The organism is Streptomyces sp. GC420 (genome assembly GCF_009916105.1).
In the GTDB taxonomy this organism is placed as follows: domain Bacteria; phylum Actinomycetota; class Actinomycetes; order Streptomycetales; family Streptomycetaceae; genus Streptomyces.
The window spans coordinates 1-22,149 of the sequence record NZ_JAAAXQ010000098.1; the positions used below are offsets into that span (position 1 = coordinate 1).

The 22,149-nt window shown below is 71.9% G+C and carries 20 protein-coding genes and 1 pseudogene; 18 read left to right on the top strand and 3 right to left on the bottom strand.

Translation table 11 applies throughout. From position 1 onward, the window contains the following. The first annotated feature begins 441 nt into the window (after nucleotides 1-441). The 4 genes from GUY61_RS14805 to GUY61_RS14820 all read left to right on the top strand — a co-directional run bounded on the left by GUY61_RS14805 (nucleotide 442) and on the right by GUY61_RS14820 (nucleotide 4,568). Entirely contained in the window at nucleotides 442-960 is a 519-nt protein-coding gene (locus GUY61_RS14805; protein ID WP_166630617.1) for a DUF2617 family protein, read from the top strand. 421 nt (nucleotides 961-1,381) lie between these two features. Next, complete coding sequence (locus GUY61_RS14810) at nucleotides 1,382-2,959, top strand: polyamine aminopropyltransferase (protein ID WP_208105999.1); 1,578 nt, start codon at nucleotides 1,382-1,384, stop codon at nucleotides 2,957-2,959. Nucleotides 2,960-3,106: 147 nt separating this feature from the next. Beyond that, a complete protein-coding gene (locus GUY61_RS14815) occupies nucleotides 3,107-3,844 on the top strand; it encodes a dienelactone hydrolase family protein (RefSeq protein WP_166630618.1) in 738 nt (245 codons plus the stop codon). A 322-nt stretch (nucleotides 3,845-4,166) separates the two neighbouring features. Next, the gene (locus GUY61_RS14820) at nucleotides 4,167-4,568 is read left to right on the top strand and encodes a hypothetical protein (protein ID WP_208106000.1); all 402 of its coding nucleotides are present in this window, start codon (nucleotides 4,167-4,169) and stop codon (nucleotides 4,566-4,568) included. 10 nt (nucleotides 4,569-4,578) lie between these two features. Here the strand turns inward: GUY61_RS14820 and GUY61_RS14825 are convergent, their stop codons facing one another. From GUY61_RS14825 to GUY61_RS14835, 3 genes and pseudogenes are all read right to left on the bottom strand, one after another. Continuing rightward, a complete protein-coding gene (locus GUY61_RS14825; protein WP_166630619.1) occupies nucleotides 4,579-4,881 on the bottom strand; it encodes a hypothetical protein in 303 nt (100 codons plus the stop codon). A 95-nt stretch (nucleotides 4,882-4,976) separates the two neighbouring features. Continuing rightward, nucleotides 4,977-5,171, bottom strand: a pseudogene (locus tag GUY61_RS14830) (transcriptional regulator); the annotation flags it as partial. Nucleotides 5,172-5,254: 83 nt separating this feature from the next. Beyond that, nucleotides 5,255-5,611 carry a hypothetical protein gene (locus GUY61_RS14835; protein ID WP_166630620.1) on the bottom strand — a complete coding sequence of 119 codons (357 nt, stop codon included), beginning with the start codon at nucleotides 5,609-5,611 and terminating at the stop codon, nucleotides 5,255-5,257. Nucleotides 5,612-6,289: 678 nt separating this feature from the next. Here GUY61_RS14835 and GUY61_RS14840 point away from each other — a divergent pair. The 14 genes from GUY61_RS14840 (at nucleotide 6,290) to GUY61_RS14905 (ending at nucleotide 22,137) form a co-directional block, all read left to right on the top strand. Continuing rightward, the gene (locus tag GUY61_RS14840; protein WP_166630621.1) at nucleotides 6,290-7,216 is read left to right on the top strand and encodes an SRPBCC domain-containing protein; all 927 of its coding nucleotides are present in this window, start codon (nucleotides 6,290-6,292) and stop codon (nucleotides 7,214-7,216) included. A gap of 158 nt (nucleotides 7,217-7,374) precedes the next feature. Further along, a complete protein-coding gene (locus tag GUY61_RS14845; protein WP_166630622.1) occupies nucleotides 7,375-8,205 on the top strand; it encodes an aldose 1-epimerase in 831 nt (276 codons plus the stop codon). A gap of 207 nt (nucleotides 8,206-8,412) precedes the next feature. Beyond that, a complete protein-coding gene (pyrE, locus tag GUY61_RS14850) occupies nucleotides 8,413-8,961 on the top strand; it encodes an orotate phosphoribosyltransferase (protein ID WP_166630623.1) in 549 nt (182 codons plus the stop codon). 213 nt (nucleotides 8,962-9,174) lie between these two features. Continuing rightward, nucleotides 9,175-10,197: a class II fructose-bisphosphate aldolase gene (gene fbaA / locus GUY61_RS14855; protein WP_166630624.1), complete on the top strand. Its 1,023-nt coding sequence runs from the start codon at nucleotides 9,175-9,177 to the stop codon at nucleotides 10,195-10,197. A gap of 82 nt (nucleotides 10,198-10,279) precedes the next feature. Further along, complete coding sequence (locus tag GUY61_RS14860) at nucleotides 10,280-11,443, top strand: MalY/PatB family protein (RefSeq protein WP_166630625.1); 1,164 nt, start codon at nucleotides 10,280-10,282, stop codon at nucleotides 11,441-11,443. A gap of 349 nt (nucleotides 11,444-11,792) precedes the next feature. Then, nucleotides 11,793-13,388: an MFS transporter gene (locus tag GUY61_RS14865; RefSeq protein ID WP_166630626.1), complete on the top strand. Its 1,596-nt coding sequence runs from the start codon at nucleotides 11,793-11,795 to the stop codon at nucleotides 13,386-13,388. An 86-nt stretch (nucleotides 13,389-13,474) separates the two neighbouring features. Beyond that, a complete protein-coding gene (locus tag GUY61_RS14870) occupies nucleotides 13,475-13,888 on the top strand; it encodes a DUF3151 domain-containing protein (protein ID WP_166630627.1) in 414 nt (137 codons plus the stop codon). Nucleotides 13,889-14,098: 210 nt separating this feature from the next. Further along, nucleotides 14,099-14,929, top strand: a complete 831-nt coding sequence (locus GUY61_RS14875) for a tryptophan 2,3-dioxygenase family protein (protein WP_166630628.1) — start codon at nucleotides 14,099-14,101, stop codon at nucleotides 14,927-14,929. Then, nucleotides 14,922-16,148: a kynureninase gene (kynU, locus tag GUY61_RS14880; protein ID WP_166630629.1), complete on the top strand. Its 1,227-nt coding sequence runs from the start codon at nucleotides 14,922-14,924 to the stop codon at nucleotides 16,146-16,148. Before GUY61_RS14875 ends, kynU begins: the two co-directional genes overlap by 8 nt. Nucleotides 16,149-16,447: 299 nt before the next feature. Next, the gene (locus tag GUY61_RS14885; RefSeq protein ID WP_243766469.1) at nucleotides 16,448-17,413 is read left to right on the top strand and encodes a S9 family peptidase; all 966 of its coding nucleotides are present in this window, start codon (nucleotides 16,448-16,450) and stop codon (nucleotides 17,411-17,413) included. 191 nt (nucleotides 17,414-17,604) lie between these two features. Continuing rightward, complete coding sequence (locus GUY61_RS14890) at nucleotides 17,605-18,426, top strand: NAD(P)H-binding protein (protein ID WP_166630630.1); 822 nt, start codon at nucleotides 17,605-17,607, stop codon at nucleotides 18,424-18,426. Between the two features lie 195 nt (nucleotides 18,427-18,621). After that, a complete protein-coding gene (locus GUY61_RS14895) occupies nucleotides 18,622-20,115 on the top strand; it encodes a sensor histidine kinase (protein WP_208106002.1) in 1,494 nt (497 codons plus the stop codon). Further along, on the top strand, nucleotides 20,112-20,768 hold the full coding sequence (locus GUY61_RS14900; protein WP_166630631.1) for a response regulator transcription factor: 657 nt from the start codon (nucleotides 20,112-20,114) through the stop codon (nucleotides 20,766-20,768). Before GUY61_RS14895 ends, GUY61_RS14900 begins: the two co-directional genes overlap by 4 nt. Nucleotides 20,769-20,898: 130 nt before the next feature. After that, the gene (locus GUY61_RS14905) at nucleotides 20,899-22,137 is read left to right on the top strand and encodes a cytochrome P450 (RefSeq protein ID WP_166630632.1); all 1,239 of its coding nucleotides are present in this window, start codon (nucleotides 20,899-20,901) and stop codon (nucleotides 22,135-22,137) included. Nucleotides 22,138-22,149 lie beyond the last annotated feature (12 nt).

Consider the following 22,149-nt stretch of genomic DNA (forward strand, 5'->3'; position numbering starts at 1 on the left):
CGCGACTGCCGCTACGCGCGTCGTCCTCGGTACCCGCGAAGAACGGGTGCTCGGGTTCCTCCGCCGGAGAGTCCCAGTCCTGCTGTTCCTCCTGCCCCCCGTCCCGGCCGTACCCCTGGTCGTCCGGGGGCCGGCACGCGCGGCCGGAGGGATTGCCTCCGGTGCAACGGCCCCCGCATATGCGCCCGGTGGGTTTTCTCCCACCGGGCGTAACCATGAACTCGACTATGAAGTTGAACAGTTGAACTGGTTGGCCCTCTCGTGGATGGAAACCCGGAGAAGATGGGTAAAAGCGCTGTGGGCGCCGGGCAATTCATGATTCCCTCTCTGACGTAATCGCAGCCCTCGGACCCTGATGGGCACGCGCCGGTGAACCAACCCCCTTGTTTCCGCCCGGGGTGGGCCGGCCCACCTTCCACTGCGTGTTTGCGGAGCCGACCCATGCTCACGACCCTCAAGACCGCCTATACCGACACGCGCGCTTCGGATCTGTCCTGGTGCCTGGGCAAGGAACCGCTGCCAGCCCTGGCCGTCCAGGACGTGCGACTCGGCTCCGCGGAGGTGCAGTTGAGACTGCTCGGTGCCTCGCACCAGGTCATCATCGAGGAGGACCGGGAATCCTGCTCGGAGACGGTCGCCTGTATGCCGGGGAGCAGCAATCCGCTTCCGCTCGGCGTCTCCGAGCGGATCGGAAACTGGGAGTACGAATTCGCCGCCCGTGTGGAGACCCTGTCCAAGGGCTCCTTCGCGGGCCGGGCCCAGGAGTTGCTCGCCCTGGTGTCCGATCACCCGCACGGCCTGGCCGGCACCTTCCCCGGCAGCCCGCACGCCTTCACCGCCCTCCTGGTGCAGCGTCAGGACGGCCAGGTCAGCTGGCGCACCTGGCACTCCTATCCGCAGGAGAGCTGTCTGGTCGCAACCCGTACCAGGGTCGGCGTCAGGGCGCCGGCCCCGCTCTGAGATCGCCGGTACCGGGTACCGGGTACCCGGCCTCGGCTCCCGGCCCCCTGCCCGTTCCGGTGACCCCCGACTTCCGGACCGGGCGCGTGCGCCCGGGAGCCCGTGTGGGAGGACGGGGATCGGGAAGCGGCCGTGCGCGCCGCGCGCGGGCCTCGCGCGGCGCACGGAACGCGCCCGCGCCGGTGAACATAAGTGCGAGTCCTGGCGGCCGCATCCCGAGTCGGTGGGGCTGAACTGCGGCAACCGGTTCGAAACCTCATTGAACCCTTGTGGGTGACCAAAAGCACCGGGATCGTAACGTAGCGTTCCCGGCGTGATCGACTCCTCCGTGGCGGCCCGGTCGTCCGGCGGACCTGGGGCACGGGAGCCGCAGGAGCCGCGGGAGCGGCGGGATGCGCCCGATCCGCAGACGCACGCCCGGCTGCCCGTTCCGCCGGGGGCGGGACGGCTGCTCGTGCTCGGTGCCGCCTTCGTGTGTGCGGCCTGCGGACTGGTGTACGAGCTCGAACTCGTTGCCCTCGCCTCGTACTTGAGCGGGGACTCGGTCACCCAGGCTTCCCTCGTGCTGTCCGTGATGGTCTTCGCGATGGGCCTGGGCTCGCTCCTGGCCAAACGGCTGCGCGGCCGGGCAGCCGCTGGGTTCGGTGCCGTCGAGGCCGCTCTCGCGCTGACCGGCGGCGCCTCCGCGATGGCGCTGCACGCCGCCTTCGCCTGGCTGGGCGCCTCACGCCCGGTCCTGGTCGGATTCTCGCTGGCCATCGGAGTGCTGATCGGGGCCGAGGTGCCCTTGCTGATGACCCTGATCCAGCGGGTGCGCCGGCAGGACGCGGGCGGGGCCGTGGCCGACCTGTTCGCCGCCGACTACGTGGGCGCCCTCGTCGGCGGGCTGGCCTTCCCCTTCCTGCTGCTGCCGTGCCTGGGCCAGCTCACGGGGGCCCTGGTCACCGGCGCCGTGAACGTGATCGCCGGCGGGGCGCTGGTGCTCTGGCTGTTCCGCGGCGACCTGGGGCGCCGGGCGCGCTGGTGGCTGCTCGCCGCGAACGCCTGCGTGCTCGCCCTGCTGGCCGCGGGCACGGTGCTGGCCGACGACTTCGAACGGGCCGCGAGGCAGGCCGTCTACGGAGATGACGTACGCGTCGCGCTGCACACCGGCGTACAGGACATCGTGCTGACCGGACCCGCCCGCGGTCCCGCCGACATCTACGTCGACGGACGGCTGCGCGCCGGGGGCCGGGCGCCGCACCGCTACCACGAGACGCTGGTGCACCCGGCCATGGCCGGGGGCCCGCGCCGACATGTGCTGGTCCTGGGCGGTGGTGACGGCCTTGCCGCCGCCGAGGTCCTGAGGTACGGGGACGTCTCGGCGGTGACGGTGGTGGACCCCGACCCGGCCATGGTCCGTCTCGCCGGAACCGACCCCGCGCTGCGCGCGATGAACGGTGAGGCTCTCGCCGATCCCCGGGTGCGGGTGAGGATCGGGGACGTCTTCGGCTGGCTGCGCAAGGAGGCGGGCCGCAAGGAGGCGGACCGTGCGGAGTCAGGCCGCACGGGTCCGGGAGCCCTGGGGCCCGGAGTTCTGGGGCCGGAGCGGGCCGGGACCGGCGGGTACGACGTCGTGGTCGCCGACCTGCCCGACCCCTCCCACACCGCCGCCGCCAAGCTGTACTCGCAGGAGTTCTACGGGCTAGCGGCCCGGGTTCTGCGCCCCGGAGGACGGCTCGCCGTGCACACCGGGGCCACGAAGGGGCGGCCCGGTGTCCTGTGGACCGCCGACGCCACCGTGCGCGCCGCCGGACTGCGCACCCTGCCGTACACCCGGCACGACCGGGGCTTCCTGCTCGCTGCCCGTGCCCGGCCCCGTGCCGCCCTCGCGCCGCGGGCTCCCCGGCTGCGAACCCTGACCGTGACCGGCCTGGAGCGGGCCGTACGGGCGGCCGGGCGGCAGCGGATCGAGGGGATGCCGCCGTCGACGCTGGTGCATCCGCGTTACGGGGTGTGACCGAGATACGCGCCAAAGGGGCAACGGGATGATCTTGAAGCCCTGAGCGCCGGGGCCCTCGCCGCATTTCAGAGGGACACCCGCGCTGTTCTGCCAGCGGCAGAACACCGGCCGGACCGGGCTCGACGATCACTACAGTCCAGTCTCATGACGACGATTACGACGCGTACGGTCGAGTATCCGGCCGACGGTTTGACGATGATCGGGCACCTCGCGCTCCCGGCCGGTGTCGACCGCCGGCCTGCGGTGCTGCTCGGCCCGGAGGGCATGGGGCTCAGCGACGTCGAGCGCCGCCGGGCCGATGCTCTCGCCGAGCTGGGATATGTAGCGCTGGCCTTCGACCTCCACGGCGGGCGCTATTTGGGTGACCCCGAGGAGATGCTGGCCCGTTGCATGCCACTGCTCGCTGATCCCGACCGCATGCGGGGGATCGGCCATGCGGCGCTCGACGTGCTGCGCACCGAGCCCCGGACTGACCCCGACCGGATCGCCGCCGTCGGCTACGGCACCGGGGGCGCCGTCGGGCTGGAACTCGGGCGCGGCGGCGTCAGCCTGCGCGCGATCGGGACAGTCAACGCACTGACCACGGGTCGACCGGGCGAGGCGGCGCGCATTCGCTGCCCGGTGTGGGCCGGGGTCGGGTCGGAAGACCCGATCATGCCGCCCGAGCAACGGAACGCGTTCACCGCCGAGATGCAGGCTGCGGGCGTCGACTGGCGCCTCGCGGTCTATGGCGGAGCCTTGCACGCCTTCCACCACCCGCCGGTCGACCACCCCGTGGTCCCCGGCGTCGGCTACCACCCACAGCACGCACAGCGAGCCTGGCGCGACGTCGTCGACCTGCTCACCGAGTGCCTGCCTGTGATGGAGAACTTGGGGGCATGACCCAGGCAAACATGTTGGTGCCAGGCCTCGTCGGCATCGCGCACTGCACAGCAGACCCGCATTCGGGTAGTTGTGCGATCGCGGAGACGTATTCACAACTGCCGCAGTGAATACCGGATTTGCTGCGAGGGAGCCCTGGCCGTGATCGTCGCGACCCGCGGCGGACCGTTCCGGCTTCCAGGGCGAGATGTACGCATTTACTACGGCGTCGCTCTGCTGACCATGCGTAAACGGCCTCGGGACTGGTAGGCCCGCATGTTCAGGAGTCGCGTATTCGCCGGAGCCGTCGGCCGATCGTCACCCTGTGTCGGTGCCCTGCGGCATGATGATCGGCGTGGACACCGAGATACTGATAGACGTCTGGCAGCAGCTTCTCGCCGACCCTCGCAAGTCGTGGGTGCTGTTCGAGCATGGCACTTGTGTCGTGCTGACCGGTCCGGACGGGGAGCTTGCCGAACAGGCCACCGACCTCCTGAAGAAGTTCGGCCCGGCGCATGCGGGATCTTCGGCAGGAGACTTTGGGGTGATCGACCTCAAGGACGTCGAGGGATGGGTCGTCACCGGGCATCACAACGATGTCCTTACCTATGTCGGCCCCGATGAGCCTCAGGATCAGTCACACATCGCTGTCGGGCTGTTCGGACGTTCCAAGCGCCACCGGGACGGCAACGAGCTTCAGGTCGTCCACGTTGAGGACAAACGAGGCTCAGCGGACCCAGCCTGAGTACGGCGCTTCATCGCTGGTGGTCGCCGGGGGCGTATCGGCTCCATGTTCCTCCGGCTTCGGTGACCAGGCGGGCGGCCGTCTTGTCGTGGTAGCCGAGCGCCTTCGCGATGACGGGGGCCGGGGCCTGGAGGACGAGCTGGCGAATGGCGGAAGTCCTGCCGCGCTGCGGCGGGACGCCGATCTCACGCAGATGAACCTGGAGGCTGACCGGATTCATCGGCTGTCCGGGCTGGCGGCCAGGGAAGAGCCACTGCGAGCTCCTGCTGCTGGCGTAGGGCAGGTGTTGCCGGGACTGGAGGTAGGCCCGCATCAGGTCGGCGATGGGCTGCGGCAGCGGGGACGGCGGTTCTCCCAGCCGGACGGTGACCGTGGTCGCGGGCGAGGGCGGCGATGGAGTGCCCCCTCTCAGTCAGTGGCGTGTCGTTCGGGTGCGGCGGTCTGGGGCGTGGCTGCCCAGGAGGCGAGCGGGCGCAGGCTCTGTTCGGAGGGGGAGGCGGGTTCTGCGGTGTAGATGGTGAGGGTGAGGCCGGGTTCGGCGGTCATCTCCAGACCTTCGTAGGCGAGGGTGACCTCCGAGGCCGGGGGGACCTGGAGCCGATACGCCTCTGGTGACCACTGGCGGTCGCCACCAGGCTGGAGGCCACGGAGCAGTACCTGAACCTGCGGTCGGCTGAACGAACCTGCTACCCCGCAGGCAAGGGACTCAGCGGAATCTGCATCAACGCCCAGCGCGTGAAGGTGAGCAGAGCTTCACCGGCGATGTCCTCAAGCCGGTCGAAGTCCTCCGGCAGCACGTCGAGTGGGAAGTGCTCGACTTCCCGGTCGGCTCGCTTGATCAGGACGAGGGAGCGGTAACAGAGCTTGGGCGGATGCTCAAGAAGAATCGCTCGCAGAGACCCCGTCGCATCGTCGGCCAGGTGCTGATCAAGCCACCCGGCCTCACGCCCCCTGCCGAGGCGAAGGCGCTCGCTCTTCGAACTCAGTTCTACCAGGTCCTGCTTGCTCACACGCTTGATCGCTCTGGGCACCTTCTCCGGCATGAGAGCAGGTTAGCCATCGACGGCCAGACCGCGAGTTGCTGCACGGCACAGGCCATGCCCCTGCGACGCCCCCAGCACACACAGTGACTGCGACGACGCTTGGGCAGCAGTACTCGCGACAGTTGAATACGCGAGTCCACCAGTACCAAGGCCGGTAAAGCCGCATCAAGATCTACTCATTGCCCCCTTGACGCGTATCTCGGCTGAACCCCGTTACCGTTCCTGAAGGCTGAGCGGGAGTGGGCCCGTTCAGCCGCACGCCCCGGACGGTCTTGGGCGCACTGGTCCCCGGCGTACTCGGCCCCGGGGCGGCGACTCGAATCCCGTCCGCGGTCCGGTCCCGGGAGGCCGGTTCCCTTACGACCCGGCAGGACGGATACGGCCGGAGGCGACGGGAAGGCCCCGGACCATCACTCCGGTGGAGCGGGGGCCCCGCACTTCCCCAGCTACCCGCCGGGGGTGCCCCAGGCGCCGTACCCGGCGTCCCGGACCGCACGATCACCGTAGCCCGAACAGCTCAGCACGCCGCAAGCCCGTAAACCGACCCCGTAAACCGACCATCGCACGATCGGGCTAACCCGACCTTGTGAATACTCTCCGGCGAGCAGCCGTCAACCCTCGTCGAAGTTCGAGCATGGACGGGTTCCCATGTGGGATGCGTGGGTAGGCTCGGCTGCCATGGAGCATGAGGTGTTCGTTCCGTTCCCGGCGGAGTCCGTCCGGCAGGTGCTTGCCGACCCCGACCGCCTGGCCCGCTGCCTGCCCGGACTCCAGCAGGACGCGAGCGAGCCGGCCGAGCCCGGCACCGTCTCGGGCCGCCTCAAGGTCCGGGTCGGCAGCACGTCGATCACCTACCGGGGCACCCTGCGGGTCACCGGTTCCGGCGCGGCGTACACGGCGCAGGCCGACGGCGCGGAGGCCCGTGGCACCGGCTCCGTCAAGCTCGCGCTCGGCCTCACCCTGGCGGAGACGCCGTCCGGTACGGCCCTGACCTTCACCGGGACGGCGTCGGGAGACGGCAGGCTCGCCGAACTCGGCGCCGAGCAGACCGAGTCCGCAGGCAGGCGGCTGCTGGACCGCTTCGGCACACAGCTGGCCCAGGTGCTGGAGGAGTCGTCGGCGGGCGGGGAGCCCGGGACGGGCGCCGGGGCCACGGGCCCCGAGGAGCACGGGGACCGCGAGGAGGCGGAGGAAGAAGCCCTGCTCGGCGCGGAGTCCGAAGCGGAAGCGGCTGACGTGGCTGACGTGGCTGACGTGGCGCAGGAGGAACCCGCCGAGCGGGACTGGCTCGACGAGGCCGAGCTGGAACCCGAGGCCGGGGAGGATCCCTCGTCGGTGTTCGAGGCAGAGGTGCCGCCGTCCTCGCTCGATCCGCTCGCCGACGACGAGGAACCGCCCGCCGAGGCCGCCCACGCACGCCGGACGATGATCGGCCGCAGCGCGGAGGAGGTCGACCACGCTCCGCCGCGCGGCCGCTACGCACCCGTCCCCGCACCCGAGACCGTCTCCTCCGCCACCGCCACCCTGCGCTGGGCGGCGCCCGCGGCCGCTCTCGCGGTCGCCTCCGCCGTCCTCCTCGCGCGGGCGCTGCGGCGCCGCCGCTGAGACCGGACACCGCCCGGAGGCCTGCCCCGCGGTCCCCGCGGTCCCCGCGGACCTCGTGAACACCGCGGGTCCCACGGGCCCGTCCCCCGGCGGTCGGTCGCCCGCACCCCAGGGGGACGGGAGACCGCGGGAGCGTTCCCACCGCTAGGGTCGAGGGTGTGAGCACCCATGAGACGACGACCGGAGCCGGGGTACGGCTCAAGGCCGGTGGCGCGGAACTGACCGTGCACCCGGAGAACGGCTGCCGGCTCGGCAGCCTGCGTATCGACGGTACGGAACTGCTGCGCCAGGGGCCCAGGTTCGGCAGCTTTCCGATGGTTCCGTGGTGCGGGCGCACCGCCCTCGGCCAGTTCCGGAACGGTGCCGTCCGGCATCGGCTGCCCGTCGACGCCGGGCCCCACGCCATCCACGGCACGGTCCGTGACGGCGTGTGGAAGACGATCCGGGTCTCCGGGACCGAGGCGGTGTTCACGTACGACCTCGTCGAGCCCTGGCCGTACAGCGGCCGGGTCACGCAGATCTTCGAGCTCTCCGAGGACGCCCTGACCACCCGCCTCGGTGTGGAGACGTACGAGAACTCGTTCCCCGCCCAGGCCGGCTGGCACCCTTGGTTCCTGCGCAACCTCGGCACCGGCGGCGACGACGTGACGATGGAGTTCACCCCGTCGTGGCAGGAGGAGCGCGGCGAGGACCACCTGCCCACCGGCCGCCGTATCGACCCGCTGCCGGGCCCCTGGGACGACTGCTTCGGCATGCCCGACGGCGTCGACGTCAAGCTCACCTGGCCAGAGCAACTGGAGCTCAGGATCACCAGCCACGTGGAGTGGGTGGTGGTGTACGACGAACAGGCCGAGGCCGTCTGCGTGGAGCCGCAGTCGGGGCCGCCCAACGGGCTCAACACCCACCCGCGCCTGGTGACGCCGATCGACCCGCTGGAGATCGAGACCACCTGGAGCTGGCGCCGCCTGCCGGACCGGTCCGAGTCCTGACCCGGCGCCGGTCCCGCGCCGGTCCCGCACCGACCCCGCGACCGCACCGACCCCGCGTCCGACCCGGCCCTGACCCGGCCCTGACCCGGCCCTGACCCGGTCCGGCGTCCCGACCCGGCAGCGGGTTCAGGCGCGGTCGCTCGACCCGCGACCGGACGGAGTCCGGGCCCGCTGTCCCTCCTCGGGGGACCGCATAAGCTCATAGCCATGACTGACGTACGTTCCGAGCTGTTGCAGCAGATCAAGGACAAGGCCGTGGTGCACGGCAAGGTGACCCTCTCCTCGGGTCTGGAGGCCGACTACTACATCGATCTGCGCCGCATCACGCTGGACGGGGTCGCGGCTCCCCTGGTGGGCCAGGTCATGCTGGACGTCACCGCCGAGTTCGACTTCGACGCCGTGGGCGGGCTGACCATGGGCGCCGACCCGGTGGCCACCGCGATGCTGCACGCGGCCGCCGCCCGCGGCCGGACGCTCGACGCCTTCGTCGTCCGCAAGGCCGCCAAGGCGCACGGCCTCCAGCGCCGTATCGAGGGACCGGACATCAAGGGCCGCCGGGTCCTGGTCGTCGAGGACACCTCGACGACGGGCGGTTCGCCGCTCACCGCCGTGGAGGCGGTCCGCGAGGCCGGCGGCGAGGTGGTCGCGGTGGCGACGATCGTGGACCGGGCGACCGGCGCCGCCGAGAAGATCACCGAAGGCGCGGGCGTGCCCTATGTGTTCGCGTACGGCCAGGAGGACCTGGGACTGGCCTGAGCACCGGGCCTCTGATCCGGGCTTGATCCGGGCTTGATCCGGGCTTTCCTTGGGCCTTGGGTGTTTCACGTGAAACACCCAAGGCCTCACCCCTTTGTGTGCTGTCCGCAGGGTGGAGTCGGCGGAGGCATCTGGGAAGATAGGCCGCGACGATGACGTCACCCACTGGTCAGGGCCCATTTCGCACACCCGCACATCACAAGGAGCGGACAGATGCCCATCGCAACCCCCGAGGTCTACAACGAGATGCTCGACCGGGCGAAGGCAGGCAAGTTCGCCTACCCGGCCATCAACGTGACCTCGACGCAGACCCTGCACGCCGCCCTGCGCGGTTTCGCGGAGGCCGAGAGTGACGGCATCATCCAGATCTCGACCGGAGGCGCCGAGTTCCTCGGCGGTCAGTACAGCAAGGACATGGTGACCGGTGCGGTCGCGCTGGCCGAGTTCGCGCACATCGTCGCCGAGAAGTACCCCGTCACCGTCGCCCTGCACACCGACCACTGCCCGAAGGACAAGCTCGACGGGTACGTGCGCCCGCTGCTGGAGGTCTCCCGCAAGCGCGTCGAGGCCGGCCAGAACCCGCTGTTCCAGTCCCACATGTGGGACGGCTCCGCCGAGACCCTCGCCGACAACCTGGCCATTGGCCACGAGCTGCTGGCCCGGGCCGCGGCAGCCAAGATCATCCTCGAGGTCGAGATCACCCCGACCGGCGGCGAGGAGGACGGCGTCACGCACGAGATCAACGACGAGCTCTACACCACCGTCGACGACGCCCTGCGCACCGCCGAGGCCCTGGGTCTGGGTGAGAACGGCCGCTACCTGCTGGCCGCCTCCTTCGGAAACGTCCACGGCGTATACAAGCCGGGCAACGTCGTCCTCCGCCCCGAGCTGCTGAAGGACCTCCAGGAGGGTGTGGCGGCCAAGTACGGCAAGGCCAGCCCCTTCGACTTCGTCTTCCACGGCGGCTCCGGCTCCACGGTCGAGGAGATCACCACCGCGCTGGAGAACGGTGTCGTCAAGATGAACATCGACACCGACACCCAGTACGCCTTCACCCGCCCCATCGCGGACCACATGTTCCGCAACTACGACGGTGTTCTGAAGGTCGACGGCGAGGTCGGCTCGAAGAAGACCTACGACCCGCGCAGCTGGGGCAAGCTGGCCGAGGCGTCCATGGCCGAGCGCGTCGCCGAGGCGTGCGCGAACCTGCGCTCCACGGGTACCAGGCTGAAGTAGTCGCTCTTTCCCTACGAGGGCCCGGTCCACGGCGTGCCGCCGTGGACCGGGCCCTCGCCCATGACCCCCGCGGAGGCAGTCAGTGCGGTACGACTTCGACACGCCCGTCGACCGGCGCGGAACCTGGTGCGTGCAGTGGGACCGGGTGGAGGACCGGTTCGGCACTCCCGGGCTGCTGCCGTTCACCATCTCGGACATGGACTTCACCTCCCCGCCGGAGGTTCTGGCCGCGCTGCGGGCACGCCTCGACCACGGTGTGTTCGGTTACACCACGTGGCGCCACGACGACTTTCTCTCCGCCGTCACCCACTGGCACGCCACCCGCTACGGGACCCCGCTCGACCCCGAGACCGTGGTCTACGGCCCGTCCGTGCTCAACCAGCTCTCGCAGCTGCTGCGGATGTGGACGGCGGAGGGTGACGGGATCGTCGTCCACACGCCGACGTACGACGGATTTCTGAAGGCGATATCCGGGCTGGGGCGGGAGCTGCGCGGCGTACCGGTCGGCGACGACGCGGAGCTTGAGCGGCAGCTGGCCAGGCCCGGCAGCAAGGTGCTGCTGCTGTGCTCCCCGCACAATCCGACGGGCCGGGTGTGGACGGAGAGTGAACTCGCCCGGTTCGCGGCCCTCGCGCGGCGGTACGGAACTGCCGTGATCAGCGACGAGATCCACGCCGACCTGGTGCACGACGGGCACCGGCACCTGCCGTGGACGAGGTTCGGCGGGGCGACGGGAGGCCGCTGGGCGGTGATCACCTCCGCGACCAAGTCCTTCAACTTCCCCGCGCTGACCGGCGCGTACGGAATCATCGGCGACCCCGCGGAGCGGGACGTGTACATCAGGCGGATGGAGACCGGCGAGGGCCTCGCCTCGCCCGCGGTGCTCTCGCTGACCGCCCATATCGCCGCCTACCGCGAGGGCGGGCCCTGGCTGGACGCGCTGCGCGCCTACGTGCGGGGGAACCTGCGGATGCTCGCCGACCGGCTGAACGGTGCCTTCCCCCCGCTGCGCTGGACGCCGCCGGAAGCCGGCTACCTGGCCTGGGTCGATCTGCGGCCCCTCGGCACGGACGACGAGGCCCTGCAGCGCGAACTCGTCGAGGGAGAGAGGGTCGCCGTGATGCCGGGCACGGTGTACGGGCCGGACGGCGCCGGCTTTGTACGGCTCAACCTGGGCTGTCCCAGGTCGAAGGCGGAGGCGGGCGCGGACGCCCTGGTGAGGGCGCTGCGGACGCTGACCGGCTGACGCCGCCACCCGGCTCCGCCCCGGACCGGGCACCCGGTAAGGATGGGTGGGCCGCCGGGCGCGGCCCACCCCGGCCGGTGTCCGGCGGCCACTTCCTCCCCGGACTCCCCGGCCTTCGACGGCGGCGGTGACGGCGGTGGGGCGGCTTCGGCGACGCGTAGTCGGGCGATGCGCCGCCCGGTGCGGACGCCCCTCCCGGGGCGCGCGGGGCGCTCTCCGGGTCGCCGTGCTCCACGGCTGGCCGTACCGGCCGGGCGCGAGGATGATCCTGTGTATGGACGGCGACAGCGGTCGGCCCCACCGGCCGCGAAACCCTCCGGGGAGCGTGTCCGGTGACGGCGCGGATTCCATGGAGCAGTCGGGGTCGCCGGGCCCGGGTTCCGCAGGCCCGGGATCCCCGGGCCCGGGATCCGGGGATTCGGGCGGCGGCGGTGAGGCGCCCGAGACCGACGGCCGGCAGGACCAGGAGCCCGGCGGCCCGCTCAGGGTCGGGACCGGGCCGGGGCGGTGGGTGCTGCTGGCGACCGTGCTGGGGTCCACGATGGCCCTGCTCGACTCGACCGTCGTGAACGTCGCGCTGCCCCGCATCGGACGCGACTTCGACACCGACATGGCGGCCCTCCAGTGGACCGTCAACGGCTACATGCTGACCCTCGCCGGACTCATCCTGCTGGGCGGGGCGCTGGGCGACCGCTACGGACGCCGCAGGATCTTCGTCATCGGCGTGGTGTGGTTCGCCGTCGCCTCACTGCTGTGCGGCCTCGCGACCAACGCCGCGGTGCTGATCGCCGCGCGTGCCCTCCAAGGCGTCGGCGGGGCCCTGCTGACCCCCGGCTCGCTCGCCCTGATCCAGGCGTCGTTCCACCCGGACGACCGGGCGAAGGCCGTCGGCCTCTGGTCCGGGCTGGGCGGCGTCGGGGCCGCCGTCGGCCCCTTCCTCGGCGGCTGGCTGGTGGACGGCCCGGGCTGGCGGTGGGTGTTCCTGCTCAATGTCCCACTGGCCGCGCTGTGCGTGCCGGTGGCCCTCAAACACGTGCCGGAGTCGCGCGACCCGCGGCAGCGGGGCCGCTTCGACGTACTGGGCGCCTTCCTGGGGGCCGCCGCGCTCGCGCTCGTGACGTACGCCCTCATCGACGCGGCACCGGCCGCCGCGGTCGCCGGGGTCGCCGCCGGGGTCGTGTTCGTGCTGGTCGAACGGCGCCGCCCGGAGCCCATGCTCCCGCCCTCCGTCTTCGCGTCGAGGCTGTTCACTGTGGTCAACGTGGTCACCGTCTGCGTGTACGCGGCGTTCAGCGGGTTCTTCTTCCTCTCCGTCCTCCAGTTGCAGGTCGTCTCCGGCTACTCCGCGCTCGGCGCCGGCACCGCACTGCTCCCGACCACCGTCCTGATGCTCCTGCTCTCCGCCCGCTCCGGCGCCCTGGCCAGGCGCACCGGGCCCCGGCTGCCGCTGACGGCCGGCCCCCTGCTGTGCGCCGCAGGCATGCTGCTGATGACGAGGGTGGGCGAGGACACCTCGTACGTCCTCGACGCCCTGCCCGCCCTGGTCGTGCTCGGTCTCGGCATGGTGGCCCTCGTCGCGCCGCTCACCGCGACGGTCCTCGCCTCCGTCGAGACGGGCCGTGCCGGTCTCGCCAGCGGCATCAACAACGCCGCGGCACGCGCGGCCGGCCTGGTCGCCGTGGCAGCCCTCCCCCTGCTCACCGGCATGGGACCGGAGGTGTACCGCTCCGCCACCGAGTTCGACGTCGCCTTCGGCCGCGCGATGCTGCTCTGCGCGGGAGTACTGGTGCTGGGGGCCGGCGTCGCCTGGGTCACCGTGCGGACCCCCGCCCCCGGGGCCGAACGCGCCCGTCCCGAGTGCAGTGTGCAGTGCCCCGTGGTGTCCCCGGCGCTGGAGGCGGCCTGCGGCTCCGCCCCGGCCGGGCGCCGGGCGGACGAGGAGTGACGGACGCCCGAGGACTGAGGGGCGGACGAGGAGTGACGGACGCCCGCGCCCGGCATCGCCGCGCCGGAAAGTGCAGACTGGAGCCCATGTCCATTCACGAGAACCTTCTCGGGGGTCCGCCCCCGACGCATCTCCCCGACGACCCCGAGCCGCGCGAGCTGCTCGCGAAGGGCACGGCGCCGGCCGACGTCGCCGCGAAGTACCCGACCTCCTCGCTGGCCTGGGCCCAGCTCGCCGACGACGCCTTCGCGGGCGGCCGGGTCGTCGAGTCGTACGCCTACGCGCGTACGGGTTACCACCGCGGGCTGGACGCGTTGCGCCGCAACGGCTGGAAGGGGCACGGGCCCGTGCCGTGGGAGCACGAGCCCAACCGGGGTTTCCTGCGGGCCCTGCACGCGCTGGCGCGCGCGGCGCAGTCCGTCGGTGAGCAGGAGGAGTACGAGCGCTGCACGACGTTCCTGAGGGACTCGTCCCGGACGGCCGCCGAGACCCTCGGCTGAGTCTCCCGCGCGCCGTACGGGGCGTGCGCGGCACGTCCCGATGAGGCCCGCCCGGCGTATCGGCGCCGGGCGGGCCTTGCCGTTTTCCCGAACGGGACAGATGATTCGGTTGGGCCCGGCCGTAGGACGGCGGGCCCGAGGGGACCGGGGCTCCATTGCCGAACGGAAGGAGCGGACCGCTACCCGGTAGTACGTATCGAGGAGACAGCGATGTCCCATCGCCCCGAGACGGAAGAGACCCCGAATCTCGATTTCGCGGGCACCACCCCCTATGAGGACTACGTCCAGGCGGACGTCCTCACCCACCTCCAGCACCCGCTCTCCGACGATCCCGGCGAGATGGTGTTCCTGGTGACGACCCAGGTCATGGAGTTGTGGTTCACCGTCATCGTGCACGAGTGGGAGACCGCGGGCCGCGCGCTGCGCGAGGACCGGATCCCCGTCGCGATGGACGCCCTCAAGCGGAGCGTGCGCGAACTGGAGGCGCTGAACGCCTCCTGGCGGCCGTTGTCGCAGCTCACCCCCGCCCAGTTCAACTCGTACCGCGGGGCCCTCGGCGAGGGTTCCGGCTTCCAGTCGGCGATGTACCGGCGGATGGAGTTCCTGCTCGGCGACAAGTCGGCGTCGATGCTCGTCCCGCACCGGGGCGCGCCCCGCGTGCACGCGGAGCTGGAGAAGGCGCTGCACGAGCCGAGCCTGTACGACGAGGTGCTGCGGCTCCTCGCCCGGCGCGGACTCCCGGTGCCCGAGTCCGTGCTGCGGCGCGACCTGTCGCAGCGCTACGAGCCCTCGGCGGAGGTCGAGGAGGTGTGGGCGCGGATCTACTCAGGCGACCAGAACAGCGAACTGGCGCGGCTCGGCGAGGCGCTGACCGACGTCGGCGAGCTGGTGTGGCGTTGGCGCAACGACCACCTGGTGGCGACCCGCCGCGCGATGGGCGCCAAGACGGGCACCGGCGGTTCCGCAGGCGTGGCCTGGCTGGAGAAGCGGGCCGCCAAGAACGTCTTCCCCGAGCTGTGGACGGCGCGCAGCCATGTCTGAACCGTCCGGAAGCCCTCGACACGCCGAACGCTCCAAGCTCGTCGACCGGGCAAGGAAGCTGGACGCCGGCGACGAACTGCGTGCCAAACGCGAGGAGTTCGTGCTCGACGACACTGTGTACCTCGACGGGAACTCGCTGGGCGCGCTGCCCCGCGCCGTTCCCGCGCGGGTCGCGGACGTCGTCGCCCGGGAGTGGGGCGAACTGCGCATCCGGTCCTGGACGGAGTCCGGCTGGTGGACGGCGCCCGAACGGATCGGCGACCGGATCGCCCCGCTGATCGGGGCCGCGCCGGGCCAGGTCGTGGTCGGTGACTCGACGAGCGTCAACATCTTCAAGGCGCTGGTCGCCGCGGTCCGTCTGGTGGACGACGACACGCGGGACGAGATCCTCGTCGATGCCACGACCTTCCCGACGGACGGTTACATCGCCGAGTCCGCGGCGAGGATGACGGGCCGCCGGCTCGTCCCCGTCGCGCCGGGCGAGCTCGCCTCCGCCCTCGGACCGCGTACCGCCGCCGCCCTCGTCAACCACGTCGACTACCGCGCCGGGTGCCTCCACGACCTGCCGGGACTCACGGCGGCCGTGCACGACGCGGGCGCGCTGGCGGTGTGGGACCTGTGCCACAGCGCGGGCGCGCTGCCCGTGGACGTGGACGCGCACGGTGTCGACCTCGCGGTCGGCTGCACGTACAAGTACCTCAACGGCGGCCCCGGTTCGCCCGCGTACCTGTACGTGCGGGCCGGTCACCAGGAGCGGTTCGACTCACCGCTGCCCGGCTGGAACTCGCACGCCGACCCGTTCGGGATGACGGCCGGGTACGTTCCGGCGGCGGGCGCGCCCCGGGGCCGGGTCGGCACGCCCGACATCCTGTCCATGCTGGCACTCGAGGCGGCGCTCGACGTGTGGGACGGCGTACGGATCGAGGCGGTACGGGCGAAGAGCCTGGCCCTGACGGACTTCTTCCTGGAGTGCGTGGAGGCGTATGTGCCGAAGGGCAGGGCGGAGTCGGTGACCCCGGCCGCGCACCCCGAGCGGGGCAGCCAGGTGTCGTTGCGCTGCGCCGACGCGGCCGCGGTGATGGAGCGGCTGATCGCGCGCGGAGTGGTGGGCGACCACCGGCGGCCGGACATCCTGCGGTTCGGCTTCACTCCGCTGTACGTCTCCTTCGCGGACGTGGAGCGGGCGGGGGCCGTGCTCGGGGAAGTCCTCTCCGCCTGACGGTCCGCCGCCGTGTTTCCGGCGCTCTCGCCGTCCGGGGTGTGCGTCACCCCGGACGGCGGACGCGCCGCGGAGGCCTGGGCCGGGAGGCGCCGGTGAGCGGGCCGAAGCCGAGTGCCGTGCGGCGGCGTCGCGAGGCGTCGCGCGGCCTCGCGCGGCCTCGCGCGGCCGAGAGGCCGGGCAGGAGTCCGAACGGGCAGGCCGAGAGGGTGGGCAGGAGTCCGAGCGGGCAGGCCGAGAGGGTGGGCCGGGCGGCCGAGAGGCTGGTCAGGATCGCGGAGAGGGAAAGGGTCGCGCACATGCCGTACATGCCGGGAGCGGTACCGGGGCAGCCGGACGAGGATGCCGTGGCACAGGACGCCGCCGAGGCCGAAGCGGCCTTCTCCCACGAGGCGGTGGCACCGGACGCCACCGCCTCGTACGGCACGCACCCCGACCAGCTCGTCGACTTCTACGCGCCCCGGAGCGGCGGTGGAAGCCTCAGCGGAGGCCCCGGTGGGAGCAACGGTGCCGGCGGCGGGTCGTCGGCACCGGCCCGGGCGCCGCTGGTCGTGGTGCTGCACGGCGGTGCCTGGCGCGCCGCGTACGACCGGCGGCACATCTCGCCGTTCGCGGCCTTCCTGGCCGGGCGGGGATTCGCGGTCGCCTCGGTCGAGTACCGGCGCGGCCCCGGCGGGGACGGCGGCGTGGAGAGCGGCGAGGCGGGGCGCTGGCCGGAGACCTTCGACGACGTGGCGGCGGCCATGGACGCCCTGCCGGACCTCGCCGCCGGCGTCCTCCCGCAGGCGGACGTCGGCCGCACCGTGGTGACGGGCCATTCCGCGGGCGGCCACCTCGCGCTGTGGGCGTCCGCCCGGCACCTGCTCCCCGCGGACTCACCGTGGCGCGCGGCGGCCACGCCGCTGCGCGGTGTCGTCGCGCTCGCGCCCATCGCGGACCTCGTCCGGGCGGAGGAACTGGGCGTGTGCTCGCATGCCTCCGCACAACTGCTGGGCGGGGCTGGGCGGTTCGAGGAGCGGCTGCCGTACGCCGACCCCGTGGCGCTGCTGCCGACCGGTGTCGCCACCACGCTGGTGCAGGGGCGCACCGACATCGTCGTGCCGCCGCGGGTCGCCGAGTCGTTCGCGGACGCGGCGGCGAAGGCGGGCGAGCCGGTGCGGCTGGTGCTGCTGGACGGTGCCGGGCACTTCCCGCTGATCGACCCGGTGACGGAGGCGTGTGCACGGGTGGCCGAGGAGATCGCCCGACTTGCCCGACTCGCCTGACCCCCTGGACTCGTCCGGCTCCCCCCGACTCGTCCGCCGAGGCGGCCTCCGGCCGCGGCGCCGGGCCTCGTCCGCCGGGCACATGTCCGGCTCGCCGGGCTTATTGGGCACGGTTATTGGAGACGGAAACCGGCCTCAATCCTCCCTACGGTGGCGGTGAGCCAGTCAGCCACTCAGGGGCAGGAGCAGACATGACGATCCTCGTGACCGGAGCGACCGGAAGCGTCGGGCGGCAGGTGGTCGCGGAACTCGTCCGCAGGGGCGAGCGGGTGCGGGCGCTGACCCGCCGCCCGGACAGGGCGGACCTGCCCGCGGGTGTCGACGTCGTACGGGGCGATCTGACCGACCCGGACTCGCTGGGGCCCGCCTTCGAGGGCGTGGACGCGGTGCACCTGATCACCTTCGGCGGTGCGCTGTTCGAGCCGCTGACGACGGGACCCGACATCGTGGAGCTGGCACGCGAGGCCGGTGTACGGCGGGTCACGGTCCTCTTCGGCGGCGGACGCACACCCCTTCAGGACGCCGTGGAGGAGAGCGGGCTGGACTGGACGGTGCTGATGCCCGTCGAGTTCATGTCGAACGCGCTGGAGTGGGCGGAGGGCATTCGCGCGGAGGGCGCGGTCCGCGAGCCCTTCACCGGGCGGCTGAGCGCCATGGTCCACGAGGCGGACATCGGAGCCGTGGCCGCGGTCGCGCTCACGCGGGAGGGACACGCCGGGAAGACGTACACCATCACCGGGCCCGAGGTGCTGACGCTGCGGGACAAGGTGGACGCACTGGCCCGGGTGCGCGGGCAGGCGATCCGGCTGGTCGAGCTGAGCGAGGCGGAGGCACGGGAGCGGTGGCGGGCCGCGGGCCTGCCGCAGGAGACCGTCGACTTCCTGATCACGGTGTACGGGAACACGCCTCCCGAGGGTTGTACGGTGCTGGGAACCGTCGAGGAGGTCACCGGGCGGCCCGCGCGCACGTTCGCCGAGTGGGCCCGGGAGCACGCGGCGGCCTTCCGCCCCTGAGACCCCCTGGTCGTAACCCCTGTGCGTCCCGTAGTCCTTGAGACGGACCCGTCAGGATCCGCTTCACTGGGGACGCCCCGGCCCCCGGCCGCGCCCTACGTTGGCAGCGTGAACGAGACGACTGTGAACGAGACGCGGCGGACGGCCGGGACCGGCAGGCGGTACCCGGGCGGTCCGCGGGGGATGGGCGGTGTCATGGACGAGGTGGAGCGCAGCCCCGAGTACCGTCTCGTGGCCGGTCTGCTGCGGAGTCTGCGCCGGGACCTGACGGACGACGCATTCGCCTACCGGCCTCTGGCCCCGGTCTCGACGGACCTGCCGCTCATCCGGTGGCTTCCGGGCCGGCTGAGGGAGAAGGCGCGGTGGACTCCGCACGCCCTGGTGCTGGCGGCGGCCGCCCTGGTGGTCCTGATCGGCCTGGTGTCGGGCGACGGCTACTACCTCGGCCCGGTGCTGGCCGGTCTCCTGCCGGCGCTGCCGGTGGTGCTGACGCTGACGCGGCCCATCGGCGCCTGGTGGCTGTCGGTGATCGCCGCACCGGTCACCGCCGTCGTCGCGTACTCGCCGTACGACCGGTGGCCGTGGACGGCAACCACCTTCGTCGGGCACCTGACGGTCATGGTGGTGGTGGCGTGCCGGACCAAGCCCCGCATCGCCGTGTGGATGTGGTTGCTGACGCTGGCCGAAGGATTCGTGATGTCCTTCCTCGCCGGGACCGGATACAGCGGAGACATGGTCGGCCCGTTCGCCGTCGTGTCCGCGTTCGCCCTGCTGCTGGTGACGGTGGTGCACACCCGCCGCACGGCGAAGCAGGAGATCACCGCCCAGCGGTCCGTCACCGAGGTCGAGCGGGAGCGCCGTACGACGCTGGAGGAGCGCACCACGATCGCCCGGGAACTGCACGACGTGGTGGCGCACCACATGTCGGTGGTCGCCATCCAGGCGGAGGCGGCGCCCTACCGTGTGGAGAACCCGCCGCCTGAGCTGGAACAGGCATTCGTCACGATCCGGGAGAACGCGGTGGCCGCGCTCACGGAACTGCGCCGGATCCTCGGTGTCGTCCGCGCCGAGGACTACGAGGCCCCCGACGCGCCGCAGCCCACGCTCGCCGACCTCGACGCGCTCCTCGCCAATGTCCGCGAGGCCGGGCCGACGGTGGAGAAGACCGTCACCGGGTTCGTCAGGGAACTGCCGCAGGGTGTGGAACTGTCGGCGTACCGGATCATTCAGGAGGCGCTGAGCAATGTGCTGCGGCACGCGCCCGGGGCGGAGGCCCGGGTGGAGCTGTCGTATGTGCTCGGCGGCCTCGGCCTGCGGATCGTGAACGGGATGCCGAAGGGTCTGGTGAAGCCCTCGCCCGGCGCCGGGCACGGCATCAAGGGGATGCGGGAGCGGGTAGCCATGCTGGGCGGGGAGATGACCAACGGCCCGGTGCCGGGGGCGGGTTACCAGGTCACCGTGTTCATACCGCTTCCCGGCCTCGGCGCGGAGTCCGATCCGGAGTCCGATCCGGAGTCCGATCCGGAGTCCATGCCCGAGACTGCGTCCGCGTCCGCGTCCGCGCCTCGGTCCGCGGCCGGGGCCGGGTCTGCGGCCGGGTCCGGGTCCGGGGCGGCCACGGGAGAGGCATCCGCATCCTCGGCCACGCCCGCAGACGGGGCGGAGGACACGGAGGGGCGGAAGGGATGACCATCAGGATCCTGGTCGTCGACGACCAGATGATGGTGCGGGAGGGCTTCTCGGTCCTGCTGAACGCCCAGCCGGACATGGAGGTCGTCGGCGAGGCCGTCAACGGCCGCGAAGCGGTCGGCCAGGTCGCCGCGCTGCGTCCCGACGTGGTGCTCATGGACATCCGGATGCCGGAGATGAACGGTCTGGAGGCCACCCGCGAGATCGTCGCTGCCGACGGCGACGCCAAGGTGCTGGTGCTGACCACCTTCGACCTCGACGAGTACGTCTTCCAGGCGCTGCGCGCCGGAGCCTCCGGCTTCCTCCTCAAGGATGCCTCGGCCCGGCAACTCGCCGAGGGGGTGCGGGTCGTCGCGGACGGCGAGGCGCTGCTCGCCCCGGCCGTTACGCGGCGTCTGATCACCGAGTTCACCCGGCTCGGCTCGCCGAAGCAGCCCGCGCTCGAACAGGTCGGTGATCTGACCGAACGGGAGACGGAGGTGCTGGTCCTGATCGCGCAAGGGCTCTCCAACGCCGAGATCGCGGCGCATCTCGTGGTCGCCGAGTCCACCATCAAGACGCATGTCAGCCGCATCCTCGTGAAACTGGGGCTGCGCGACAGGACGCAGGCGGCGGTCTTCGCCTACGAGGCCCGGCTCGTCACCCCGGGCTGACGACCGGGCTGGGGGCGACGGACGCGGTGACGACTGTGCCCGGCACGCGTGCGTATGGCGTATGCCACGTCTCGGCCGGTGACGGCCGAGGCGCCCTGCCTCGGCCGGGCGGGGCGAGTTAGCATCCGCCATGCTGCATTTTCCCGGTGGACAGACTCCGGGACTGACGGGTGTTTTCGACCCGTGGTCCCGCTCCTTCGTCGCCGACCCCTATCCGGCGTACGCCCGGCTGCGCGAGGCCGGACGGGCTCACTGGTTCGAGCCCAGCCGGCAGTGGCTGATCCCGCACTACGCCGATGTGAGCGCGCTGCTCAGGGACCGCCGACTCGGGCGGACCTATCTGCACCGCTTCACCCACGAGGAGTTCGGGCGGACCCCGCCGCCCGAGGAGCACGAGCCTTTCCACACCCTGAACGGTCACGGCCTGCTCGATCTGGAGGCGCCCGACCACACGCGGATACGGCGTCTGGTGTCGAAGGCGTTCACCCCGCGCACGGTGGAGCGGCTGGCGCCGACGGTCCGGCGGATCGCCGACGAACTGGTCGAGTCCTTCGTCGCGGAGGGCGGCGGGGATCTGCTGGCCGCGGTCGCCGAGCCGCTGCCGGTGGCCGTGATCGCCGAGATGCTGGGCATCCCGGAGAGCGACCGCCCGCTGCTGCGGCCCTGGTCCGCCGACATCTGCGGCATGTTCGAGCTGAACCCGGGGGAGGAGACCGCACGGCGCGCCGTGCGCGCCTCCATCGAGTTCTCGTCCTATTTGCGCGAATTGATTGCGGAACGTCGCGAGGCGCCGGGCGAGGACCTGGTCAGTGCTCTGATCGCGGCCAACGAGGGAGGGGAGCGGCTCAGCGAACAGGAGATGATCTCCACCTGCGTGCTGCTGCTGAACGCGGGCCACGAAGCGACCGTCAACTCCACCGTCAACGGCTGGTGGACGCTGTTCCGGCATCCGGAGCGGCTCGCGGACCTGCGCGCCGACCACGGCCTGCTGTCCACAGCTGTGGAAGAACTGCTGCGCTTCGACACCCCGCTGCAGATGTTCGAGCGCTGGGTCCTCGACGACATCGAGGTCGGGGGCACGGTCATCCCGCGCGGTTCCGAGGTGGCCCTCCTCTTCGGCTCCGCCAACCGGGACCCCGCACGCTTCACCGACCCCGACACCCTCGACCTGTCCCGCACCGACAACCCGCACATCACCTTCGGCGCCGGCATCCACTACTGCCTGGGCGCGCCGCTCGCCCGCATCGAACTGGCCGCCTCCTTCGGGGCGCTGCTGCGCCGGGCGCCCGGGATGCGGCTGGTGCGCGAGCCGTGCTGGAAGCCCGGCTACGTCATCAGGGGCCTGGAGGACCTGCTGGTCGAGGTCTGAGTACTCCAGGGG

Excerpts from the sequence above, each read along its gene's own strand:
- GUY61_RS14805 (WP_166630617.1), top strand. The coding sequence starts at position 442 with ATGCTCACGACCCTCAAGACCGCCTATACCGACACGCGCGCTTCGGAT.
- GUY61_RS14815 (WP_166630618.1), top strand. The coding sequence starts at position 3,107 with ATGACGACGATTACGACGCGTACGGTCGAGTATCCGGCCGACGGTTTG.
- GUY61_RS14820 (WP_208106000.1), top strand. The coding sequence starts at position 4,167 with ATGATGATCGGCGTGGACACCGAGATACTGATAGACGTCTGGCAGCAG.
- GUY61_RS14825 (WP_166630619.1), bottom strand. The coding sequence starts at position 4,881 with ATGCGGGCCTACCTCCAGTCCCGGCAACACCTGCCCTACGCCAGCAGC.
- GUY61_RS14835 (WP_166630620.1), bottom strand. The coding sequence starts at position 5,611 with ATGCCGGAGAAGGTGCCCAGAGCGATCAAGCGTGTGAGCAAGCAGGAC.
- GUY61_RS14840 (WP_166630621.1), top strand. The coding sequence starts at position 6,290 with ATGGAGCATGAGGTGTTCGTTCCGTTCCCGGCGGAGTCCGTCCGGCAG.
- pyrE (WP_166630623.1), top strand. The coding sequence starts at position 8,413 with ATGACTGACGTACGTTCCGAGCTGTTGCAGCAGATCAAGGACAAGGCC.
- fbaA (WP_166630624.1), top strand. The coding sequence starts at position 9,175 with ATGCCCATCGCAACCCCCGAGGTCTACAACGAGATGCTCGACCGGGCG.
- GUY61_RS14865 (WP_166630626.1), top strand. The coding sequence starts at position 11,793 with ATGGAGCAGTCGGGGTCGCCGGGCCCGGGTTCCGCAGGCCCGGGATCC.
- GUY61_RS14870 (WP_166630627.1), top strand. The coding sequence starts at position 13,475 with ATGTCCATTCACGAGAACCTTCTCGGGGGTCCGCCCCCGACGCATCTC.
- GUY61_RS14875 (WP_166630628.1), top strand. The coding sequence starts at position 14,099 with ATGTCCCATCGCCCCGAGACGGAAGAGACCCCGAATCTCGATTTCGCG.
- kynU (WP_166630629.1), top strand. The coding sequence starts at position 14,922 with ATGTCTGAACCGTCCGGAAGCCCTCGACACGCCGAACGCTCCAAGCTC.
- GUY61_RS14885 (WP_243766469.1), top strand. The coding sequence starts at position 16,448 with ATGCCGTACATGCCGGGAGCGGTACCGGGGCAGCCGGACGAGGATGCC.
- GUY61_RS14890 (WP_166630630.1), top strand. The coding sequence starts at position 17,605 with ATGACGATCCTCGTGACCGGAGCGACCGGAAGCGTCGGGCGGCAGGTG.
- GUY61_RS14895 (WP_208106002.1), top strand. The coding sequence starts at position 18,622 with ATGGACGAGGTGGAGCGCAGCCCCGAGTACCGTCTCGTGGCCGGTCTG.
- GUY61_RS14900 (WP_166630631.1), top strand. The coding sequence starts at position 20,112 with ATGACCATCAGGATCCTGGTCGTCGACGACCAGATGATGGTGCGGGAG.
- GUY61_RS14905 (WP_166630632.1), top strand. The coding sequence starts at position 20,899 with ATGCTGCATTTTCCCGGTGGACAGACTCCGGGACTGACGGGTGTTTTC.